The organism is Streptomyces sp. NPDC016459, from assembly GCF_040632845.1.
Classification (GTDB): domain Bacteria; phylum Actinomycetota; class Actinomycetes; order Streptomycetales; family Streptomycetaceae; genus Streptomyces.
This window is the reverse complement of the sequence record NZ_JBEYCR010000005.1, coordinates 256,954-275,691: the sequence shown is the minus strand read 5'-3', so window position 1 is coordinate 275,691 and position 18,738 is coordinate 256,954. Positions and strand designations below refer to the sequence as shown.

Below are 18,738 nucleotides of genomic sequence, written 5' to 3'. Positions count from 1 at the left end.
CTCGTGCGGTGGCGCGTCACGACTCATGACCGGCTTCCGGGGACGGTTCCCGCGGAAGGCGCCGGCTCGGGGGCGGTTCCTGCCGGCGGCGATGGGACGCGTACAGCTCCTTGGCGATGATGGTGCGCTGGACCTCGGTGGCCCCCTCGTAGATCCGGGGTGCGCGGACCTCGCGGTAGAGGTGTTCCAGGAGGTGGCCGCGTTGCAGGGCGCGGGCGCCGTGGAGTTGGACGGCGGCGTCGACGACGTGCTGGGCGGTCTCGGTGGCGAGGAGCTTGGCCATGGCGGAGCGCCGGGGCACGTCCGGATCGCCGTCGTCGTACGCCGTGGCCGCCGCGTACACGAGGAGGCGGGCGGCCTCCGTGCGGGTGGCCATCTCGGCGATGCGGTGGGCGACGGACTGCAGGTCGGCGAGGTGGCCGCCGAAGGCGGGGCGGGCGGCGGTGTGGGCGACGGCGGCGTCCAGGGCGGCCTGGGCCATGCCGACGGCGAAGGCGCCGACGCTGGGCCGGAAGAGGTTGAGGGTGTGCATGGCGACCCGGAAGCCCCCGTCGGGTTCACCGAGGAGGTCCTCGGGGCCCACGGGGACGCCGTCGAAGGTGAGGGTGCCGAGGGCGTGCGGGGCGAGCATGTCGAGGTGCTCGCCGCCGAGGCCCGGCCGGTCGGCGGGGACCAGGAAGGCGGTGACGCCCCGGGAGCCCGCGCCCCGGGTGGTGCGGGCGAAGACGGTGGCGAAGTCGGCTTCGGGGGCGTTGGAGATCCACTGTTTCTCGCCGTGCAGCCGCCAGCCGCCGCGCCCGTCCGGGACGGCGTCGAGGGCGAGGGCGGCCGCGTCGGAGCCGGCGCCCGGTTCGGAGAGCGCGAAGGCCGCGACGGCCCGGCCCGCGGTGACCTCGGGGAGCCAGCGGGCGCGCTGCGCGGGGGTGCCGTAGGCGGCGACGGGGTGGGCGCCGAGTCCCTGGAGGGCGAGGGCGGTCTCGGCCTCGGTGCAGGTCCGGGCGAGGGATTCACGCAGGAGGCAGAGGTCGAGGGCGCCCGCGTCGAAGAGCCGGCCGAGGAGACCGAATTCCCCGAGGGCGGCGACGAGGGGGCGGTTGACCCGGCCGGGTTCGCCCTTCTCGGCCAGGGGCCGCAGGCGTTCGGCGGCGAGGGTGCGGAGCTCCGCACACCAGGTGGTCTGTGCCGTATCGAGCGAGAATGCGGGCATGTGGGCCCTCTCTGACGCCCTCGGGCGTCGTCGTCCCGTCGTCGCCGGACGTCGTCGTCCCTTCGCCGCCGGGCACCCTTGTCGCGAACCGTTGACTGCCGTCACCAACACGATACGCTCGTGTGGCGACGGGCGACCCCACCACGACAGGGGGACGGACTCATGGAGCTGACACCCTCGGCCCACCTCGACACCTTCGCCCGCGACCGGCTCCCACCGCCGGACCGGTGGCCGCGTCTCGTCTTCGACCTCCCCGAGCTCGCCTACCCCGACCGGCTCAACTGCGGCACGGAACTCCTCGACCGTACGGTGGAACGATTCGGCGTCGAACGGCCCGCCTTCCACGACGGCGAGGGCGGCGTCTGGAGCTACGGGGAACTCCAGGACCGGGTCGACCGCATCGCCCACGTCCTCACCTCCGACCTGCGCGTCCGGCCCGGGAACCGGGTCCTGCTGCGCGGCCCCACCACCCCCTGGCTCGCCGCCTGCTGGCTCGCCGTGATGAAGGCCGGCGCGATCGCCGTCACCGTCCTCGCCCAGCAGCGCGCCCCCGAGCTGGCCGTCATGGCGGACGCGGCGCGCTGCACCCACGCCCTCTGCGACGCCCACACCCTCGACGAACTCCTCGCGGCCCGGATCCCGGGCCTCCGCGTCACCCCCTTCGGCGGGGAGGGACCGGACGACCTCCTCGCCCTCGCCGCCCGCCGTCCCGGCCCGTACCCGGCGGTGGCCACGGCCGCCGACGACGTGGCCCTGATCGCCTTCACCTCCGGCACGACGGGCCGCCCCAAGGGATGCGTCCACTTCCACCGGGACGTCCTGGCCGTCGCCGACACCTTCTCCGCGCACGTCCTGCGCCCCCGGCCCGACGACGTCTTCGCCGGTTCGCCGCCGCTCGCCTTCACCTTCGGCCTCGGCGGGCTCCTCGTCTTCCCCCTGCGGGCCGGGGCGAGCGCGGTCCTGCTCGAACAGGCGGGGCCCAAGCAACTGCTCGCGGCGATCGAGCGGCACCGGGTATCGGTGCTCTTCACCGCCCCGACGGCGTACCGGGTCATGCTCGACGAGCTGGCCCTCGGCACCGCCCCCGACATCGGGTCGCTGCGCCGCTGCGTCTCGGCCGGCGAGAACCTGCCCGAGGCCACCTGGACCGCCTGGTACCGGCGAACCGGGCTGCGTCTGATCAACGGCATCGGGGCGACCGAGCTGCTGCACATCTTCATCTCCGCCGCCGACGGCGACATCCGCCCCGGCACCACCGGCCGCCCGGTGCCCGGCTGGCAGGCCCGGATCACGGACCACGACGGCCGGGAGGTCCCCGACGGCGAGGAGGGCCTGCTCGCGGTGCGCGGCCCGGTGGGCTGCCGCTATCTGGCCGATCCCCGCCAGTCCGAGTACGTACGGGAGGGCTGGAACATCACGGGAGACACGTACGTCCGCGACCCCGACGGCTGGTTCCGGTACGTCTCACGGGCCGACGACATGATCATCTCAGCCGGGTACAACATCGCGGGGCCCCAGGTCGAGGAGACGCTCCTGGGACACCCCGACGTGCTGGAGACGGCCGTGGTGGGCCGCCCCGACGACCTGCGCGGCCAGGTCGTCGTGGCCTACGCGGTGGTACGGGACGGGGTGCCGCGCGACGCCACCACGGCCGCAGCGCTGCGGGCCTTCGTCCGCGCCCGCCTCGCCCCGTACAAGTCGCCCCGCGAGATCGTCTTCCTCGACGCCCTGCCCCGGACGCCGACGGGCAAGCTCCAGCGCTTCCGGCTGCGCGCGGACCCAGTATGACCCGGCCCGATCGGCGGGGCACCCCCTAGAGTGATCACGTGGCCGAGCAGCACACTCCCCGATCCCTGATCGTCTCCCTCTACGGCGCGTACGGCCGTGCCCCCGACGGCTCGCCGGTTCCGGTGGCCGCGCTCGTCCGCCTGCTCGCGGTGCTGGGAGTGGACGCGCCCTCGGTACGTTCCTCGGTGTCGCGGCTCAAGCGGCGCGGGCTGCTGCTGCCGGGCCGGACGGCGGACGGGGCCGCCGGGTACGCCCTCTCGGAGGACGCCCGTCGGCTCCTGGACGACGGCGACCGCCGTATCTACGCCCGTACCGAGCCGAAACTGTCCGAGGGCTGGGTCCTCGCCGTCTTCTCGGTGCCCGAGGCCGAGCGGCACAAGCGCCATCTGTTGCGCTCCCGACTCGCCCGGCTCGGCTTCGGTACGGCGGCGCCGGGCGTCTGGATCGCGCCCGCGCGGCTGTACGAGGAGACCAGGAACACCTTGGAACGCCTGGAGCTCTCGCCGTACGTGGACCTCTTCAGGGGCGACCACCTGGGGTACGCGGCGACGGCCGGGGCGGTGACGCGCTGGTGGGACCTGCCGGCGATCGCCGCGCTCCACGCCGAGTTCCTCGCGGCCCACGGGCCGGTGCTCCATGCCTGGCGGACGGCGCCGGCGGGCCCTGAGGACGCCTACCGGGACTACCTCCTCGCCCTGGACTCCTGGCGCAGGCTGCCGTACGCGGACCCGGTACTTCCGGCGGAGCTGCTGCCGGACGACTGGCCGGGGCGGCGCTCGGTGGAGGTCTTCACGGCCCTGCACGAACTGCTGCGGGACCGGAGCGCGGAGTTCGTGCGCCCGTTCCTCTCCGGAGAACCCGCCTAGCCGGGTCCTGTCCGGCGGCGCACCGGACCGCCGAGACGCGTCGCGCGTCGGGGTTGACCTCAAGTCGGGTTGAGCTTCTAGGTTCGGGGATGCCGATGTCGACGTACCTGGGAGGAACGACCATGAGGACGCTGGTGCTGGGAAGGACGCCCGCCAGGGTGACGGCGGTGCTGACGACGCTGCGCGAGGACGGTTTCGACGCCGAGGGGGTGAGCACCGACGAGGAGGCCCTGAAGCTGATGGAGGCCGAGGAGTTCGGCGTGCTGATCATCGGCGGGGGCGTGGGGCCGGACTCGCGCGCCGCGATCAAGGCGTTCGCGGCGGAGCACCGGGTGCGGCGGGTGATCGACGGTGCGCTGACGCAGCCCTTCGACGTCTACGTGCGGCGGGAGTTCGAGCCGTTGATCCGGCAGGTGGCCGCCGAGGGGTGACGGCCACTCCGGCCGGCAGGTCCGAGCCGGTGGCCTGTCCGCGAGACCGTCACCGGCGACCGGTGCCGGGGCTGTCGGGGCGGGCCGCGTGGTCGGGGTGGCCGTCGGTGCGGCGGGCCTCCTTCATCTCCGCCTCGTACAGGTGGTCCTTCCCCTCGGCCAGGTCGGCCAGGACCTGCCGTTCCACCGACCGGAACGGCTCGTAGTAGGTGCGGTCGTACTCCTCGACGATCTGGAAGGTCCACCGTCCGGGGATGACGTTGCGGCCCACGATCTCCTGCCGCACGCGGTCGGCCCAGCCGCTGTGCCCGGCCTCGCTCAGCAGCTGCGTCGCCCGGTCCAGTTCGAGGTCGGCGCGTCCCGTCAGCTGGTGGAACGAGTAGAGGTGACCGCGGGCCCGCTCGGTCGTCTCCAGGGCCTTCGACAGGGATCCGAGCGCTTCCACGGTGGCGTCGGTGGCACCGTCCGGACGCCGGTGGCCGCCGTCGGGCCCGTCGCCGCTCACAGACATGGAGAGCCGTCCTTCCGGAGAACCCCGTGGAGGGGGCGAGGTGGGAGAAGTCATCGCTGCCCCATCCCAGCCCAGCCGCGCCGAGGCGGCGAACGGCATACGGCCACTCGGAGCAGGCACCGGCCGGTGGGAGGTCGGCGGGTGACTGGTCGCGGCGGCCGGTGCGGGGGCCGGCGGGTCGTCAGTCGCGGCGGCCGGTGGGGGGTCGGCGGCTGCCCGCGCGGTACGGGGCCGGCCAGAGTGCGGCCGGGCCCTGGTAGCCCTGCTCGGCCGCCGCGTGGAGGGTCCAGTGCGGGTCGTAGAGGTGCGGGCGGGCCAGGGCGCAGAGGTCGGCGCGGCCGGCGAGCAGCAGGGAGTTGACGTCGTCCCACGAGGAGATCGCGCCGACGGCGACGACGGGGATCCCCACCTCGTTGCGGATCCGGTCGGCGTACGGGGTCTGGTACGAGCGGCCGTAGGCGGGGGTCTCGTCGGCGACGACCTGGCCTGTGGAGACGTCGATCGCGTCGGCGCCGTGCTCCGCGAAGGCACGGGCGACGGCGACGGCCTCCTCGTCGGTCGTGCCGCCCTCGGCCCAGTCGGTGGCCGAGATCCGGACGGTCATCGGACGGTCGGCGGGCCACACCTCCCGTACCGCGTCGAAGACTTCGAGCGGGAAGCGCAGCCGGCCGTCGAGGTCGCCGCCGTACGCGTCGGTGCGGTGGTTGGTGAGCGGGGAGAGGAAGCCGGAGAGCAGGTAGCCGTGGGCGCAGTGCAGTTCGAGGAGGTCGAAGCCGCAGCGGGCGGCCCGCAGGGCGGCGGCCGTGAACTCCGCGCGTACGGCGGCGAGTCCGGCGCGGTCGAGGGCGCGGGGGGTCTGGTTGACACCGGGCCGGTACGGGAGGGGCGAGGCGGCGACCAGGGGCCAGTTACCTGCCGGGAGCGGCTGGTCGATGCCCTCCCACATGCGCCGTGTGGAGCCCTTGCGGCCGGAGTGGCCGAGCTGGACGCCGAGCGCGGTGCCGGGGGCCTGGGCGTGGACGAAGGCGCTGATCCCGCTCCAGGCGGCGGCCTGTTCGTCGGTCCAGAGACCGGTGCAGCCGGGGGTGATGCGGCCCTCGGGGCTCACGCAGACCATCTCGGTCATGACGAGCCCGGCGCCGCCGAGGGCTCTGGCCCCCAGGTGGACGAGGTGGAAGTCGCCGGGGACGCCGTCCTCCGCGACGTACAGGTCCATGGGTGAGACGACGACCCGGTTGCGCAGGGTGAGGCCCCGGAGGCGGAACGGGGTGAACATCGGCGGGGTGCCGGGCGGGCAGCCGAAGTCGCGTTCGACGGCGGTGGTGAAGGCCGGGTCGCGGAGCCGCAGGTTGGCGTGGGTGACGCGGCGGCTGCGGGTGAGGAGGTCGAAGGCGAACCGGCGGGGCGGGCGGTCGACGCGGCCGGCGAGCTCCTCGAACCAGTGGAGGCTGGCGGCGGCCGCGCGCTGCGTGGACGCGACGACGGGACGGCGCTCGGCCTCGTAGGCGGCGAGGGCGTCCGGGAGCGTCGGGTGCCCGCCGACGGCGTGCGCCAGGGCCAGGGCGTCCTCGACGGCCAGTTTGGTGCCGGAGCCGATGGAGAAGTGCGCGGTGTGGGCGGCGTCGCCGACGAGCACGGTGTTGCCGTACGACCAACGTTCGTTGACGACGGTGCGGAACGCCGTCCACGCGGAACGGTGCGCGCGGAGTTCCCGGCCTCCGAGCGCCTCCGCGAAGATCTTCGCGCAGCGGTCGGTGGACTCGGCCTCGTCGAGCCCGTCGAATCCGGCCGCGCGCCAGACCTCCTCGCGCATCTCGACGATGGCGGTGGAGGCACCGGCCTCGTACGGATAGGCGTGCAGCTGCATCACGCCGTACTCGGTCTCGGCGATCTCGAAGCGGAAGGCGTCGAAGGCGAAGTCGGCCGCGAGCCAGATGTAGCGGCAGCGGTGGGTGGTGACCGTGGGGCGGAAGTGCGGGGCGTGGGCCTCGCGGGTGCGGCTGTGGACGCCGTCGGCGGCGACGACCAGGTCGTGGCGGGCGGCGAGGACGTCGGCGGGCGGGGCCTCGGTGCGGAAGCGGAGCCGTACGCCCAGGTCGGCGCAGCGGGCGTGCAGGATCTCCAGGAGCCGGCGGCGGCCCAGGGCGGCGAAGCCGTGCCCGGTGGAGCGGGTGCGGTGGCTCCGGTGGACGACGTCGATGTCGTCCCAGCGGACGAGGTCGCGGCGGAGCGCCTCGTACACGACGGGGTCGGCGTCCCGGATGCCACCGAGGGTCTCGTCGGAGAGGACGACGCCGAAGCCGAAGGTGTCGGAGGGCGCGTTCCGTTCCCAGACGGTCACCTCACGACCGGGGTCGAGCCGCTTGAGCAGGGCGGCGGCGTAGAGCCCGCCGGGGCCACCACCGACTACGGCGATGCTCGACGTCCGGGGCGCGGCCGGCGGCTGGGCAGTGGTCCGCGCCCGGGATGTGGTCGGTGGCCGGGGTGTGGTCGGCGCCCGGGGGGTGGTCGGCGGTGGGGCCGTGGTCGGCGGTGGGGCCGTGGTCGGGGGCCGGGCCGTTTCCGGGGGTCGGGTCGTTTCCGGCGGGCCCGGCACGGTTAGCGGCCCTGCCATGTCGGGGGCCGTTTCTCCGTGAAGGCGGCGTGGAACTCGGCGTAGTCCGCGCCGTGCATCAGGAGTGCCTGGGTGGCGGCGTCCAGTTCGATCGACGCGGCGAGCGGCATGTCGAGCTCGGCGGTGAGCAGCGCCTTCGTCTGGGCGAGGGCGAGGGCGGGGCCGTCGGCGAGGCGACGGGCGAGGGCGGTGGCCCGCTCGGCCGCCCGGCCCTCCTCGGTGAGCTCGGAGAGCAGGCCGATGCGCTCGGCCTCGGCGGCGTGGACGGGCTCGCCCAGCATGAGGAGCCGGGTGGCGTGGCCGAGTCCCACGACCCGGGGCAGCAGGTAGGCCGCGCCCATGTCGCCGCCGGAGAGGCCGACCCTGGTGAAGAGGAAGGCGAAACGGGTGGTGGGGTCGGCGATCCGGAAGTCGGCGGCGAGGGCGAGGACGGCCCCGGCGCCGGCGGCGACCCCGTAAAGGGCGGCGACGACCGGGAAGGGGCATTCGCGCAGGGCCCGGACGACCTGTCCGGTCATCCGGTTGAAGTCCAGGAGCTGGGCCGTGTCGAGGGCGAGGGTGGCACCGATGATCTCGTCGACGTCACCCCCGGAGCAGAAGCCCCGGCCCTCGCCGTCGAGGACGAGCGCGCGGACGGTCCGCTCGCGGGAGAGCTCGGCGAGGAGGTCACGCAGGTCGGCGTAGGCGCCGAAGGTGAGGGCGTTGAGTTTCGCGGGCCGGGCGAGGGTGACCGTGGCGACGCCCCGGTCGATGTCGAGTCGCAGATGCCGCCAGTCCGCCGTGCGGGGCGCGGAGCCGGTGAAAGGGCTCATCGGGAAGGGCCTCCTTCCTCCGCTCGGAGGTTATCACCATACTGTGACTGTCGTCACGAGTACGCGATACGACGGGGCGTCCGCCAAGGTCCCGGGCCAGAGGGGGCCGAGGTCCCCGCCGTAAGGGAGGGGCGCCTCTGGAACGAGAAATTACAGCTCGTAAGGTTGAAACCAGGACGTCTCGGGATGCCCCGCCCCATCGCCCCACCGCCCCCACTCGGTGAAGGGAGCCCTGCCCCCCATGCCCGAAGCCCCCGGATCAGAAGCCGCCGGACCCGCGGCCGACCCACGCGCGGCCACCGGCCCCGGAGCCGACGCCCCCGCATGCCGGCCCCCCGGCGCGGCCGCGACCGGCCCTCCCGCCGCCTGGCGCGTCCAGCTGCCGCACACCGCCGCCGCCGTGCCGATCGCCCGCGCCCTGATCCGTACCGCGCTCTCCGACATCGACCCCGGGGCCGCTCACGGCCCCGACCGCGACACGGCGGAACTCCTCACCGCCGAGCTCGTCGCCAACGCCGTCGAGCACACCGGCGGCCGCGGTCCCATCGAACTCGTCGTCGAGCTGCTCCCGGGGCCCGGCGGCTGCCAGATCGAGGTCCACGACTCCGACCCCGGCCGCCCCGGCGCGCTCGTCTGCCCCGCTCCGGGAACGGAGGTCGACCCCTGGCAGGAGCACGGCCGCGGCCTCCTCCTCATCCGCGCGCTCAGCAGCGACTGCGGACACCGCCCCACCCCGCACGGCAAGGCGGTCTGGTTCACCCTTCCGGCGATACCGTCCCAGCGCCGCCCGGCACCGTGACCGGGCACGCCCGCGCGTGCGCGAGGCGCGGGGTCACCGGGATCACGCGGTCGGGCCCGCCAGGGTCGCGACCATGACCGCCTTGATGGTGTGCAGCCGGTTCTCGGCCTCGTCGAAGACGACCGAGTGCGCCGACTCGAAGACCTCGTCGGAGCACTCCAGCTCGGTCAGGCCGTGCCGGGCGTGGATGTCCCGCCCGACCGCCGTTCCGAGGTCGTGGAAGGCCGGCAGGCAGTGCAGGAACCTGACACCGGGGTTCCCGGTGGCGCGCAGCACGTCCATGGTCACGGAGTAGGGTACGAGGGCGGCGATCCGCTCGTCCCAGACCTCCTTGGGTTCGCCCATGGAGACCCAGACGTCCGTGGCCACGAAGTCGGCGCCCCTGACCCCCTCCGTCACGTCCTCGGTGAGGGTGACGGTGGCACCGCTGGTCTCGGCGAGCTTCCGGGCGGCGGCGACGACGTCCTCGGCCGGCCAGTACGCCTCGGGGGCGACGATCCGTACGTCCATGCCGAGCAGGGCGCCGGTGACCAGGTAGGAGTTGCCCATGTTCATACGGGCGTCGCCGAGGTAGGCGAAGGTGATCGCGTCCAGCGGCTTGTCCGTGTGCTCGGTCATGGTGAGCACGTCGGCGAGCATCTGGGTGGGGTGCCAGTCGTCGGTGAGCCCGTTGAAGACGGGGACGCCCGCGAAGGCGGCGAGTTCCTCGACCGCGGCCTGGCTGTCGCCCCGGTACTCGATGCCGTCGAACATCCGCCCCAGGACGCGGGCGGTGTCCCTGACCGACTCCTTGTGACCCAGCTGGGAGCTGGACGGGTCCAGGTAGGTCGTGGAGGCGCCCTGGTCGGCGGCGGCGACCTCGAAGGCGCAGCGCGTGCGGGTCGAAGTCTTCTCGAAGATGAGGGCGATGTTCTTCCCGCGCAGCCGCTGGACCTCGGCGCCCGCCTTCTTGGCGGCCTTCAGCTCGGCCGAGAGCGCGATCAGGGTGCGGAACTCCTCGGCGGTGAAGTCCAGCTCCTTGAGGAAGTGGCGGCCGATGAGGTCTATGGCCATGGGTCGCGCTCCTATGGGTACGGTCGGGGGGACGGCGATCGACGCTGGAAGTGTATACGCACGTCAACATTTCTATACAGCCCCCTTCGGGCGAGGGCTCTCACGAATCCGTCACACGGCGTCGCGCTCCACCGGGCAGCTCATACAGCGCGGGCCACCCCTCCCCCGCCCCAGCTCGCTGCCCGGGATCTCGATCACCTCGATGCCCTGCTTCCGCAGATGTGTGTTGGTGGTGGCGTTCCGCTCGTACGCGACGACGACGCCGGGCTCCACGGCGAGCACGTTGCACCCGTCGTCCCACTGCTCCCGCTCGGCCGCGTGCACGTCCTGCGTCGCCGTCAGGACACGGATCTCCTGGAGCCCCAGCGCCGCCGCGATCGCACGGTGCATGTGCTCCGGCGGGTGGTCGGTCACCCGCAGCGCCTGCCCCGCCTCCCCCGGCTCGATCGTGTACGAACGGAGCATGCCGAGCCCCCCGTACTGGGTGAACGTGTCCTGGTCGACCATCGTCATCACCGTGTCCAGGTGCATGAACGCCCGCCGCTTCGGCATGTCGAGCGCGACGATCGTGCGCGCCGAACCGGCCGCGAACATGCCCCGGGCCAGCATCTCCACCGCCTGCGGCGTCGTCCGCTCGCTCATCCCGATGAGCACGGCGCCGTTGCCGATGACGAGGACGTCCCCGCCCTCGATGGTCGACGGGTAGTCGGCCTGCCCCTCCGACCAGTGGTGGAAGGCACCCGCCTCCACGCCGGTGAACAGCGGATGGTGCTTGTAGATCGCCTCGAAGTGGACGGTCTCGCGCTGCCGGGCCGGCCAGCGCATCGCGTTGATCGAGACACCGTCGTAGATCCAGGCCGAGGTGTCCCGGGTGAAGAGGTGGTTCGGCAGCGGGCCGAGGAGGAAGTCGTCCAGGTCGAGGGCGTGGAAACGGACCGAGGTCGGCTCGCGGTGCGCCACCAGGAACTCCCGCTTCGTCATCCCGCCCACCAGTGCCTCCCTCAGCGCGACCGCGTCCAGCGAGTCGAACGCGGCGCGGAGGTGGTCGGTGGCCAGCGGCCCGTACTCCTTCTCGTCGAAGACCCGGTCGAGCACGAGCGCGCGGGCGGCCGGGACCTCGAGCGCCTCGCTCAGCAGGTCCCCGAAGAGATGCACCTCCACCCCCCGGTCCCGCAGCACGTCCGCGAAGCCGTCATGCTCCTGCCGGGCCCGGCGCACCCACAGCACGTCGTCGAAGAGGAGGGCGTCCTTGTTGCTGGGGGTGAGGCGCTTCAGCTCCAGATCGGGCCGGTGCAGGATGACGCGGCGCAGCCGCCCGGTCTCGGAATCGACGTGGAATCCCATGCGCCCATCCTGACGGAGCCGGGCGGCCGTGGCCCGCGTTTCGCACGAGGCGGGATGGTCGGGGTCGGGGACGGGGCGGCCGGGGGTCGTGAGCGGCGTGGTCCGGGACGGGGAGGGCGGGGGCGTAAGGGGCGGGCGATGCCGGGCTCGTACGCAGCCCGGAGGAGCGCGGCGACCGTGCCGACCGGGGCGTCGCGCCGCCGCCGACGAGGCGCCCGGTTCGCCGACGCCGCCGGGCACCTCGGTGAGCAGGGGCCGGCGGTCGGCCGCCGGCCCCGTCCCACGGCGTCAGAGCCTCGGGTCCACCGGTTCCGATTCCAGGGCCAGGACCGCGAAGACGGCCTCGTGGACGCGCCAGAGCGGTTCTCCCTCCGCCAGGCGGTCGAGTGCCTCAAGGCCGAGGGCGTACTCCCGCAGGGCCAGCGACCGCTTGTGGCCGAGGAAGCGCTGCCGCAGCCGCTCCAGGTTCTCCGGGCGGGTGTACTCGGGACCGTAGATGATCCGCAGGTACTCCCGGCCGCGCACCTTCACCCCGGGCTGGGCAAGTCGGCCCTTGGGGTCGCGGACCAGCGCGGCCAGCGGCTTGACGACCATGCCCTCGCCGCCCGCGCCGGTCATGTCCAGCCACCAGTCGACCCCGGCACGGACCGAAGCCTCGTCGCCGGTGTCGACGACGAGCCGGCGGGTGACCTGGAGCAGCCCGGTCGGGTCGTGCTCCACGAGCCGGTCGAGCCAGGCCAGCTGCTCGTCGTGGGGGACGGCGGCGAGCGAGCGTCCGGTCGTCGCGAGCAGCTGGAACGGCGCGAACCGCACGCCGTCGAGCCCCTCCGTCGGCCAGCAGTACCTGCGGTACGCCTCGGTGAACGCGGCCGCGTCCGCCGCCCGCTCCCGCTGCTTGGCGAGCAGCCCGTCGATCCCGTCGACGCCGCGCGCCACCGCCTGTTCGAGGGCGGCGACGGCGCCGGGGAAGACAGCGCCGGAGGCCGCGCCGACCGCCGCGTACTGATGGCGGAGCAGCCCTGCCGACTTGAGCGACCACGGCATCAGCTCGCCGTCGAGCAGCAGCCAGTCGGCGCCGAACTCGTCCCAGAGCCCGGCGGCGCCGATCGCCGTCCGCAGCCGTCCGAGGACCTCCTCGGTGACGGTCGGGTCGTCGAAGAAGGGCCGACCGGTCCGGGTGTGCAGCGCGCCGGTCACCCCGTCGACGCCGAAGCGCTCGCGGGCGGCGTCGGCGTCCCGGCAGACCAGGGCCACGGCGCGGGAGCCCATGTGCTTCTCCTCGCACACGACCCGTCCGACTCCGTCCGCCCGGTACTGGGCGAAGGCCTCGGCCGGGTGCTCCAGGTAGCCGTCCTCCTTGGAGGTGGCGGTCGGTGCCATGGTCGGCGGCAGGTAGGTGAGCAGCCGGGGGTCGACCGCGAACCGGCTCATGACCTCGAGGGCGGCCGCCGCGTTCTCCTCCCGGACCGCGACGTTGCCGTGCTGCCGGGTCTCCACGATCCGCCGGCCGTGCACGTCGGCCAGGTCCAGGGGACGTCCCTGGTGCCCGCCGGGCGCCTCGGTCGCGAGCGGCCGGGCCGGCTCGTACCAGACACGCTCGGCCGGTACGTCGACGAGTTCGCGCTCCGGCCAGCGCAATGCGGTCATCCTGCCGCCGAAGACGGCTCCGGTGTCGAGGCAGATGGTGTTGTTGACCCAGGAAGTGCTCGGCACGGGTGTGTGCCCGTACACGACGGTGGCCCGTCCCCGGTACTCCTCCGCCCACGGGTAGCGCACCGGCAGCCCGAACTCGTCGGTCTCGCCCGTGGTGTCCCCGTACAGCGCGTGCGAGCGCACCCGCCCCGAGGTCCGGCCGTGGTACTTCTCCGGCAGACCGGCGTGGCAGACGACGAGGTCGCCGCCGTCGAGGACGTAGTGGCTGACGAGTCCGTCGATGAACCGCGCCACCTCGGCCCGGAACTCCTCGCTCTCGTGCCCGAGCTGCTCGACGGTCTCGGCGAGACCGTGCGTCTCCTGCACCTTGCGGCCCTTGAGCCAGCGGCCCAGCTTGTTCTCGTGGTTGCCGGGGACGCACAGGGCGTCGCCGGCGGCGACCATCGCCATCACCCGGCGCAGGACGCCGGGCGAGTCGGGCCCGCGGTCGACGAGGTCGCCGACGAAGACGGCCGTACGCCCCTCGGGGTGGTGCCCGTCGACGTAGCCGAGCTTCGCGAGCAGGGTCTCCAGTTCGGAACGGCAGCCGTGGATGTCACCGATGATGTCGAAGGGGCCGGTGAGGTGACGCAGGTCGTTGAAGCGGCGCTCCAGGACGACCTCGGCGTCCTCGACCTCCTCGACGGACCGCAGCACGTGGACCTTGCGGAAGCCCTCGCGCTCCAGGCCCCGCAGCGAGCGGCGCAGCTCGCGGCGGTGGCGCTGGATGACGTGCGCGGGCATGTCGGCGCGGTCGGGACGGGCGGCGTTCCGGCTGCGGCACACGTCCTCGGGCAGGTCGAGGACGATCGCGATGGGCAGCACGTCGTGCGACCGGGCCAGCTGGACGAGCCGGCGCCGGGCCTCCTGCTGCACGTTGGTGGCGTCGACGACGGCGAGCCGTCCCGCGGCGAGCCGCTTGCCGACGATGTAGTGGAGGACGTCGAAGGCGTCCCTGCTCGCGGACTGGTCGTTCTCGTCGTCGGCGACGAGCCCCCGGCAGAAGTCGGAGGAGACGATCTCGGTCGCCTTGAAGTGGCGCCGGGCGAAGGTGGACTTGCCGGAGCCGGTGGCACCGACGAGCACCACGAGGGACAGGTCGGTGACGGGGAGCGTACGGGTCATGCCGCGACCTCCTTCAGGGTCTCGTCGGCGCGGGTGAAGACGGCCATCTGGGTGGGCGGTCCGACCTCGGGGTCGTCGGGGCCGACGGGGGTGAACCCGACGTCGTACCCGTACCGCTCGGCGACCGAGGCCGCCCAGCTCCGGAACTGATCCCGGTTCCACTCGAAGCGGTGGTCGCTGTGCCGGACGTGTCCGGCCGGGAGGGACTCCCAGCGCACGTTGTACTCGACGTTCGGCGTGGTCACGAGGACCGTGCGGGGCCGGGCCGAGCCGAACACCGCGTACTCAAGGGCCGGCAGTCTCGGCAGGTCCAGGTGCTCGATGACCTCGCTGAGGACGGCCGCGTCGTACCCGGTCAGTCGCTTGTCGGTGTACGCCAGGGAGCCCTGCAGCAGGTTCACCCGGGCGGCCTGCCGCTCCCCCATCCGGTCGAGCCGCAGCCGGCGAGCGGCCACGGTCAGGGCGCGGACGGACACGTCGACGCCGACGATCTCCGTGTACCGGGGGTCCTTGAGCAGTGCCTGCACCAACTGGCCCTGGCCACAGCCGAGGTCGAGCACCCGAGCCGCCCCGGCGGTCTCCAGGGCGCCGAGGATCGCCTCCCTGCGCCGCTCGGCCAGCGGCACCGGTCGTTCCTCGGTGTCCGTCGACTCGTCCACGGCGTTGTCGACGTCGTCGACGTCGAGGCCCTCGGCCTCGGCGAGCCGCACCAGTTCGAGCCGCTCCGTCGCCTCGCGGGCCAGGCCCCAGCGACGGGAGAGGTAGCGTGCCGTGATCAGCTTCCGCTCCGGGTGCGCGGCGAGCCAGCCGTCACCGGCGCGCAGCAGCTTGTCGACCTCGTCGGGCGCGACCCAGTAGTGCTTGGCGTCGTCGAGGACCGGCAGCAGGACGTACAGGTGGTTGAGGGCGTCCGCGAGCCGCAGCTCGCCCTCCAGGACCAGCCGTACGTAGCGGGAGTCGCCCCACTGGGGGAACTCCGCGTCCAGGGCCACCGGCTCGACGTCCACCGTGTCCCAGCCCAGCGGCGCGAACAGCGCGCGCACCAGGTCGGCGCCGCCCCTCGCGGGCAGCGCGGGCACCTCGACGCGCAACGGCAGCGGCGCGGCGGCCCGCTCGGGCATCGCCTGGCACACGCCGTGCAGCGCCGTCTTGAAGACCCGGGCGAGCGCGACGGCGAGCAGCGAGGACGCGGCGTAGGGCCGGTCGTTGACGTACTGCGCGAGCGCGGAGTCCGGGGCGCCGCCCCGGCCCTTGCCCTTGCCGCGGCGCACCAGCGCCACGGGGTCCACCTCCAGCAGAAGTGCCGCCGTGCACCGCTCGGCGCTCGCCTCGGGGTAGAGGACGTGCGCCGTGCCGTGTGAAGTCGAGAACGTCTGCGCCCGCTCGGGATGCTTGTGCAGCAGGAAGCCGAGGTCGGTCGCGGGACGCTCCGGGTCGCCGGTCGTACTGATCGTCAGGAACACACGTCCGAGTATGGTTCTCCTCTCCCCTCCTGACCAGGCATTTTCCGAGGGGTGGGCTCCGCGGCTCAGGCGCTGCCTTCGGGGGCCAGGGAGGCCGCCAGGGCGGTGATCGTGGTCGGTCCCACCCGGCAGCAGCCGCCGACGAGCCGGGCGCCGGCCGCGGCCCAGTCGGCGGCGCGGGCCGGATCGAAGGCCATGTCCCCCCGCCAGGCCCGCCCCCGGGCGTCCCACCGCTCGCCGCTGTTGGGGTAGACGACGGCCGGCTTCCCGGTCACGGCCACGGCCTGCCGCACGGCGGCCCCGGCCTGCGCCGGGTCGCAGCAGTTGACGCCGACCGCGACCACCCGGTCGTTCCCGGCGGCCACCGCGAAGGCCTCCGCCAGGTCCTGCCCGGCCCGGGTGCGCCCGCCCTCCACCGTGTACGAGAGCCACACGGGCACCCCGCACCCCTCGGCCGCCCTCAGCAGCGCCTCCGCCTCCGCCACGTCCGGAACCGTCTCCAGGGCGAGGACGTCCGGCTCCGCCGCCGCGAGCACCTCGATCCGCGGCCGGTGGAACGCCTCCAGCTCCCGTACGGACAGCCCGTACCGCCCCCGGTACTCGCTCCCGTCCGCGAGCATCGCCCCGTACGGCCCCACGGACGCGGCGACCCAGACCTCCTCCCGCACGCCCTCCGCCGCCGCCCTCGCCAGCTCCACGCTCCGCGCCAGGAGCCGGGCCGTCTCTTCCCGGTCCACGCCCCGGCGGGCGAAGCCCTCGAACGTGGCCTGGTAGCTGGAGGTGATCAGCACCCGGGCCCGGGCCCGTACGTAGGCCGCGTGGGCCGCCTCGATCTGCTCGGGCCCGTCGGCGAGGAGCCGCGCGGACCAGAGCACGTCGGAGAGGTCGCAGCCCTGCGCCTCCAGCTGGTTGGACAGACCGCCGTCGAGGACGAGGACTCCCGCCCCGAGGGCTTCGGCGAGCGTACGTACCGGCTTCATCGGATCGCCCCGCTCATCCCAGCTGCGACTGGACCCGTGCGGAGATCAGCTCCAGGTGGTCCAGGTCGTCCAGGTCCAGGACCTGGAGGTAGACCCGGGAGGAGCCGATGTCCGCGTACCGTCCCAGCTTGTCGACGACCTCGGCGGGCGAGCCCGCCAGACCGTTCGCCTTCAGCTCGTCCACGTCGCGCCCGATGGCGGCGGCCCGGCGGGCCACCTCGGCGTCGTCCTTGCCGACGCAGACGACCAGCGCGTTCGAGTACACCAGGTCGTCGGGTGCCCGCCCGGCCTCCTCGGCAGCCGCCCGGACCCGGCCGAACTGTCGCTCGCTGTCCTCGACGGAGGCGAAGGGGATGTTGAACTCGTCCGCGTACCGCGCGGCCAGGCGGGGCGTGCGGCTGGCGCCGTGCCCGCCGATCAGCACCGGGATCCGGTCCTGGGCCGGCTTGGGCAGCGCCGGAGAGTCGGTGAGCTGGTAGAACTCCCCCTCGTAGCTGAAGGTCTTGCCGACCTCCGTCTCCCACAGACCGGTGACGATCGCCAGCTGCTCCTCCAGCCGGCCGAACTTCTCCTTCGGGAACGGAATGCCGTAGGCCTTGTGCTCCTCCTCGAACCAGCCCGCACCGAGGCCCAGTTCGATCCGGCCGCCGGACATCCGGTCGACCTGGGCGACCTGGATGGCGAGGACGCCGGGGAGCCGGAAGGTACCGGCGGTCATCAGCGTGCCGAGACGGATCCGCTTGGTCTCCCGGGCGAGTCCGGCGAGGGTGATCCAGGCGTCCGTCGGTCCGGGCAGCCCGTCGCCGGAGCCCATGCTGAGAAAATGATCGGATCGGAAGAAGGCGTCGAATCCGAGTTCCTCGGTGGCCCGTGCCACCGCGAGGAGGGTGTCGTAGTCGGCCCCTTGCTGGGGTTCCGTGAAGATGCGAAGGTCCATGCCTCCATCCTGCACCGTCGGGTGCGTGTCAACCTGTCCGTCAGCCCCTTGCCCGCCCCGGCTCGGTCGGGTGAATCTCCGGCCCCCTGGCGGGCCGCGTCCTCCCCTGCCAGTGACCGGCCCGGGCGCCCGTCGTTGGCTCGGGCGGAGTCGGACCGCCCGGCCCGCGCGCCTGCGGCCGCTGCCGGTGCGTGGCTCTCTCTCGTGGCCCCGCTCTGGTGGCGGAGTCCGGGCCGAGGAGGCCTCCATGTCCCAGGAAGCCGCGCCGGAGCGGGCCGTGCCCGGGCAGCCGGTACCGCGGTCCGTGCCGGAGCAGAAGGACGGCGGTGCCCCGGGGGGCCTGCTCCAGCAGATGGAGGAGCTGATGGCGGCGCTCTCCGCCGACCTCTCCCAACTGGACGCCGACCTCCAGTCCGCGTCCGACCGCCACGAGCCGGAGCAGCACGAGTCGAACCAGTCGGGCCGGCCAGGACAGTCGGGACAGTCGAACCAGCAGGGCTGGCAGGACTGGACGGGCCGGCCGCGCCGGTAGCCGCCCGCCGTTCACCACCGGCTCCGCGCGGCCCGTGCGGCGTCGGGAGGGCGGGCCCGCTCACCGTCCCGCACCGCGAGCCGCCGCAGCATCCCGCGCACCCGGTCGTTCGACTCGTCGACCGCGTCGATCGCCTCGATGCACTGCCAGTAGAGCCCCTCCTCGTCGGTGGCACAGGCCACGCCGACCAGCCCGATGCCCACCTCCCCGAGCAGCTCCCCGAGTCTGGTCAACGCCCCTTGCGGGTCCGCCACCTCGGACAACTGGGCCGCTCGCGGCCCGCCGGCTCCCCACGCCGGGTACTCCCCGATCTCGCTCAGCCCTCGCGCTTCGCCCCGCAGTTCCTGCGGTCCACAGAGCGCGAGACGACTCCCTATCGCCTGGGCGAGCGCCTGGGCCTGCCAGGCCTCCGCCACGATGTCCTGCGCCGTCCCGCTCTCGGCCAGTGCGTGCCGGCCAAGCGCGATGAGCCGCTCCGCTTCCATCAACGCCGCCCCCGTTCCTACGACTTATCCACCCACTGAGTCCACTACCCAGAGTGAGGCCGCCTGAGCCGCGGCACCAGGGGAATGCGGAAATCTGTG

The 18,738-nt window shown here is 73.6% G+C and carries 16 protein-coding genes; 5 read left to right on the top strand and 11 right to left on the bottom strand.

What is annotated here, in order from left to right; translation table 11 throughout:
- Positions 1-16: 16 nt before the first annotated feature.
- The gene (locus ABZ567_RS15950) at positions 17-1,207 is read right to left on the bottom strand and encodes an acyl-CoA dehydrogenase family protein (RefSeq protein ID WP_360789431.1); all 1,191 of its coding nucleotides are present in this window, start codon (positions 1,205-1,207) and stop codon (positions 17-19) included.
- 162 nt (positions 1,208-1,369) lie between these two features.
- Here ABZ567_RS15950 and ABZ567_RS15945 point away from each other — a divergent pair, with 162 nt between their 5' ends.
- The 3 genes from ABZ567_RS15945 (at position 1,370) to ABZ567_RS15935 (ending at position 4,292) form a co-directional block, all read left to right on the top strand.
- Positions 1,370-2,995 (top strand): AMP-binding protein, encoded by a 1,626-nt coding sequence (locus ABZ567_RS15945; protein WP_360789428.1) that lies wholly within the window; start codon positions 1,370-1,372, stop codon positions 2,993-2,995.
- Between the two features lie 38 nt (positions 2,996-3,033).
- A complete protein-coding gene (locus ABZ567_RS15940; RefSeq protein ID WP_360789425.1) occupies positions 3,034-3,861 on the top strand; it encodes a PaaX family transcriptional regulator C-terminal domain-containing protein in 828 nt (275 codons plus the stop codon).
- Positions 3,862-3,983: 122 nt separating this feature from the next.
- Complete coding sequence (locus ABZ567_RS15935) at positions 3,984-4,292, top strand: hypothetical protein (RefSeq protein ID WP_360789422.1); 309 nt, start codon at positions 3,984-3,986, stop codon at positions 4,290-4,292.
- 49 nt (positions 4,293-4,341) lie between these two features.
- Here ABZ567_RS15935 and ABZ567_RS15930 read toward each other — a convergent pair whose 3' ends face one another.
- The 3 genes from ABZ567_RS15930 to ABZ567_RS15920 form a co-directional block, all read right to left on the bottom strand.
- A complete protein-coding gene (locus ABZ567_RS15930) occupies positions 4,342-4,803 on the bottom strand; it encodes a hypothetical protein (protein ID WP_360789419.1) in 462 nt (153 codons plus the stop codon).
- Between the two features lie 181 nt (positions 4,804-4,984).
- Positions 4,985-7,417 (bottom strand): bifunctional salicylyl-CoA 5-hydroxylase/oxidoreductase, encoded by a 2,433-nt coding sequence (locus tag ABZ567_RS15925; protein WP_360789417.1) that lies wholly within the window; start codon positions 7,415-7,417, stop codon positions 4,985-4,987.
- The gene (locus ABZ567_RS15920) at positions 7,402-8,229 is read right to left on the bottom strand and encodes an enoyl-CoA hydratase family protein (RefSeq protein WP_360789414.1); all 828 of its coding nucleotides are present in this window, start codon (positions 8,227-8,229) and stop codon (positions 7,402-7,404) included. Before ABZ567_RS15920 ends, ABZ567_RS15925 begins: the two co-directional genes overlap by 16 nt.
- A 241-nt stretch (positions 8,230-8,470) precedes the next feature.
- On the opposite strand from ABZ567_RS15920, the gene ABZ567_RS15915 reads away from it, so the two are divergent.
- Complete coding sequence (locus tag ABZ567_RS15915; RefSeq protein ID WP_360789411.1) at positions 8,471-9,028, top strand: ATP-binding protein; 558 nt, start codon at positions 8,471-8,473, stop codon at positions 9,026-9,028.
- Positions 9,029-9,070: 42 nt separating this feature from the next.
- On the opposite strand, the gene argF is transcribed toward ABZ567_RS15915, so the two are convergent.
- The 6 genes from argF to ABZ567_RS15885 form a co-directional block, all read right to left on the bottom strand.
- Positions 9,071-10,081 (bottom strand): ornithine carbamoyltransferase, encoded by a 1,011-nt coding sequence (gene argF / locus ABZ567_RS15910; protein WP_360789408.1) that lies wholly within the window; start codon positions 10,079-10,081, stop codon positions 9,071-9,073.
- A 111-nt stretch (positions 10,082-10,192) separates the two neighbouring features.
- The gene (locus ABZ567_RS15905) at positions 10,193-11,425 is read right to left on the bottom strand and encodes an arginine deiminase (RefSeq protein WP_360789405.1); all 1,233 of its coding nucleotides are present in this window, start codon (positions 11,423-11,425) and stop codon (positions 10,193-10,195) included.
- 288 nt (positions 11,426-11,713) lie between these two features.
- On the bottom strand, positions 11,714-14,242 hold the full coding sequence (locus tag ABZ567_RS15900; protein ID WP_360789402.1) for a polynucleotide kinase-phosphatase: 2,529 nt from the start codon (positions 14,240-14,242) through the stop codon (positions 11,714-11,716).
- On the bottom strand, positions 14,239-15,705 hold the full coding sequence (locus tag ABZ567_RS15895) for a 3' terminal RNA ribose 2'-O-methyltransferase Hen1 (protein ID WP_360789400.1): 1,467 nt from the start codon (positions 15,703-15,705) through the stop codon (positions 14,239-14,241). Before ABZ567_RS15895 ends, ABZ567_RS15900 begins: the two co-directional genes overlap by 4 nt.
- 65 nt (positions 15,706-15,770) lie before the next feature.
- The gene (mmuM, locus tag ABZ567_RS15890; RefSeq protein WP_360789397.1) at positions 15,771-16,685 is read right to left on the bottom strand and encodes a homocysteine S-methyltransferase; all 915 of its coding nucleotides are present in this window, start codon (positions 16,683-16,685) and stop codon (positions 15,771-15,773) included.
- 13 nt (positions 16,686-16,698) lie between these two features.
- Entirely contained in the window at positions 16,699-17,622 is a 924-nt protein-coding gene (locus tag ABZ567_RS15885) for an LLM class F420-dependent oxidoreductase (RefSeq protein WP_360789394.1), read from the bottom strand.
- Positions 17,623-17,869: 247 nt separating this feature from the next.
- Here ABZ567_RS15885 and ABZ567_RS15880 point away from each other — a divergent pair, with 247 nt between their 5' ends.
- Entirely contained in the window at positions 17,870-18,154 is a 285-nt protein-coding gene (locus ABZ567_RS15880; protein ID WP_360789392.1) for a hypothetical protein, read from the top strand.
- Between the two features lie 11 nt (positions 18,155-18,165).
- On the opposite strand, the gene ABZ567_RS15875 is transcribed toward ABZ567_RS15880, so the two are convergent.
- Positions 18,166-18,639 carry a DUF6099 family protein gene (locus tag ABZ567_RS15875; protein WP_360789389.1) on the bottom strand — a complete coding sequence of 158 codons (474 nt, stop codon included), beginning with the start codon at positions 18,637-18,639 and terminating at the stop codon, positions 18,166-18,168.
- Positions 18,640-18,738 lie beyond the last annotated feature (99 nt).

What these genes read in the sequence shown, in the direction of transcription:
- ABZ567_RS15950 (WP_360789431.1), bottom strand. Translation starts at nt 1,207, where the DNA reads ATGCCCGCATTCTCGCTCGATACGGCACAGACCACCTGGTGTGCGGAG.
- ABZ567_RS15945 (WP_360789428.1), top strand. Translation starts at nt 1,370, where the DNA reads ATGGAGCTGACACCCTCGGCCCACCTCGACACCTTCGCCCGCGACCGG.
- ABZ567_RS15935 (WP_360789422.1), top strand. Translation starts at nt 3,984, where the DNA reads ATGAGGACGCTGGTGCTGGGAAGGACGCCCGCCAGGGTGACGGCGGTG.
- ABZ567_RS15930 (WP_360789419.1), bottom strand. Translation starts at nt 4,803, where the DNA reads ATGTCTGTGAGCGGCGACGGGCCCGACGGCGGCCACCGGCGTCCGGAC.
- ABZ567_RS15925 (WP_360789417.1), bottom strand. Translation starts at nt 7,417, where the DNA reads ATGGCAGGGCCGCTAACCGTGCCGGGCCCGCCGGAAACGACCCGACCC.
- ABZ567_RS15920 (WP_360789414.1), bottom strand. Translation starts at nt 8,229, where the DNA reads ATGAGCCCTTTCACCGGCTCCGCGCCCCGCACGGCGGACTGGCGGCAT.
- ABZ567_RS15915 (WP_360789411.1), top strand. Translation starts at nt 8,471, where the DNA reads ATGCCCGAAGCCCCCGGATCAGAAGCCGCCGGACCCGCGGCCGACCCA.
- argF (WP_360789408.1), bottom strand. Translation starts at nt 10,081, where the DNA reads ATGGCCATAGACCTCATCGGCCGCCACTTCCTCAAGGAGCTGGACTTC.
- ABZ567_RS15905 (WP_360789405.1), bottom strand. Translation starts at nt 11,425, where the DNA reads ATGGGATTCCACGTCGATTCCGAGACCGGGCGGCTGCGCCGCGTCATC.
- ABZ567_RS15900 (WP_360789402.1), bottom strand. Translation starts at nt 14,242, where the DNA reads ATGACCCGTACGCTCCCCGTCACCGACCTGTCCCTCGTGGTGCTCGTC.
- mmuM (WP_360789397.1), bottom strand. Translation starts at nt 16,685, where the DNA reads ATGAAGCCGGTACGTACGCTCGCCGAAGCCCTCGGGGCGGGAGTCCTC.
- ABZ567_RS15885 (WP_360789394.1), bottom strand. Translation starts at nt 17,622, where the DNA reads ATGGACCTTCGCATCTTCACGGAACCCCAGCAAGGGGCCGACTACGAC.
- ABZ567_RS15880 (WP_360789392.1), top strand. Translation starts at nt 17,870, where the DNA reads ATGTCCCAGGAAGCCGCGCCGGAGCGGGCCGTGCCCGGGCAGCCGGTA.
- ABZ567_RS15875 (WP_360789389.1), bottom strand. Translation starts at nt 18,639, where the DNA reads ATGGAAGCGGAGCGGCTCATCGCGCTTGGCCGGCACGCACTGGCCGAG.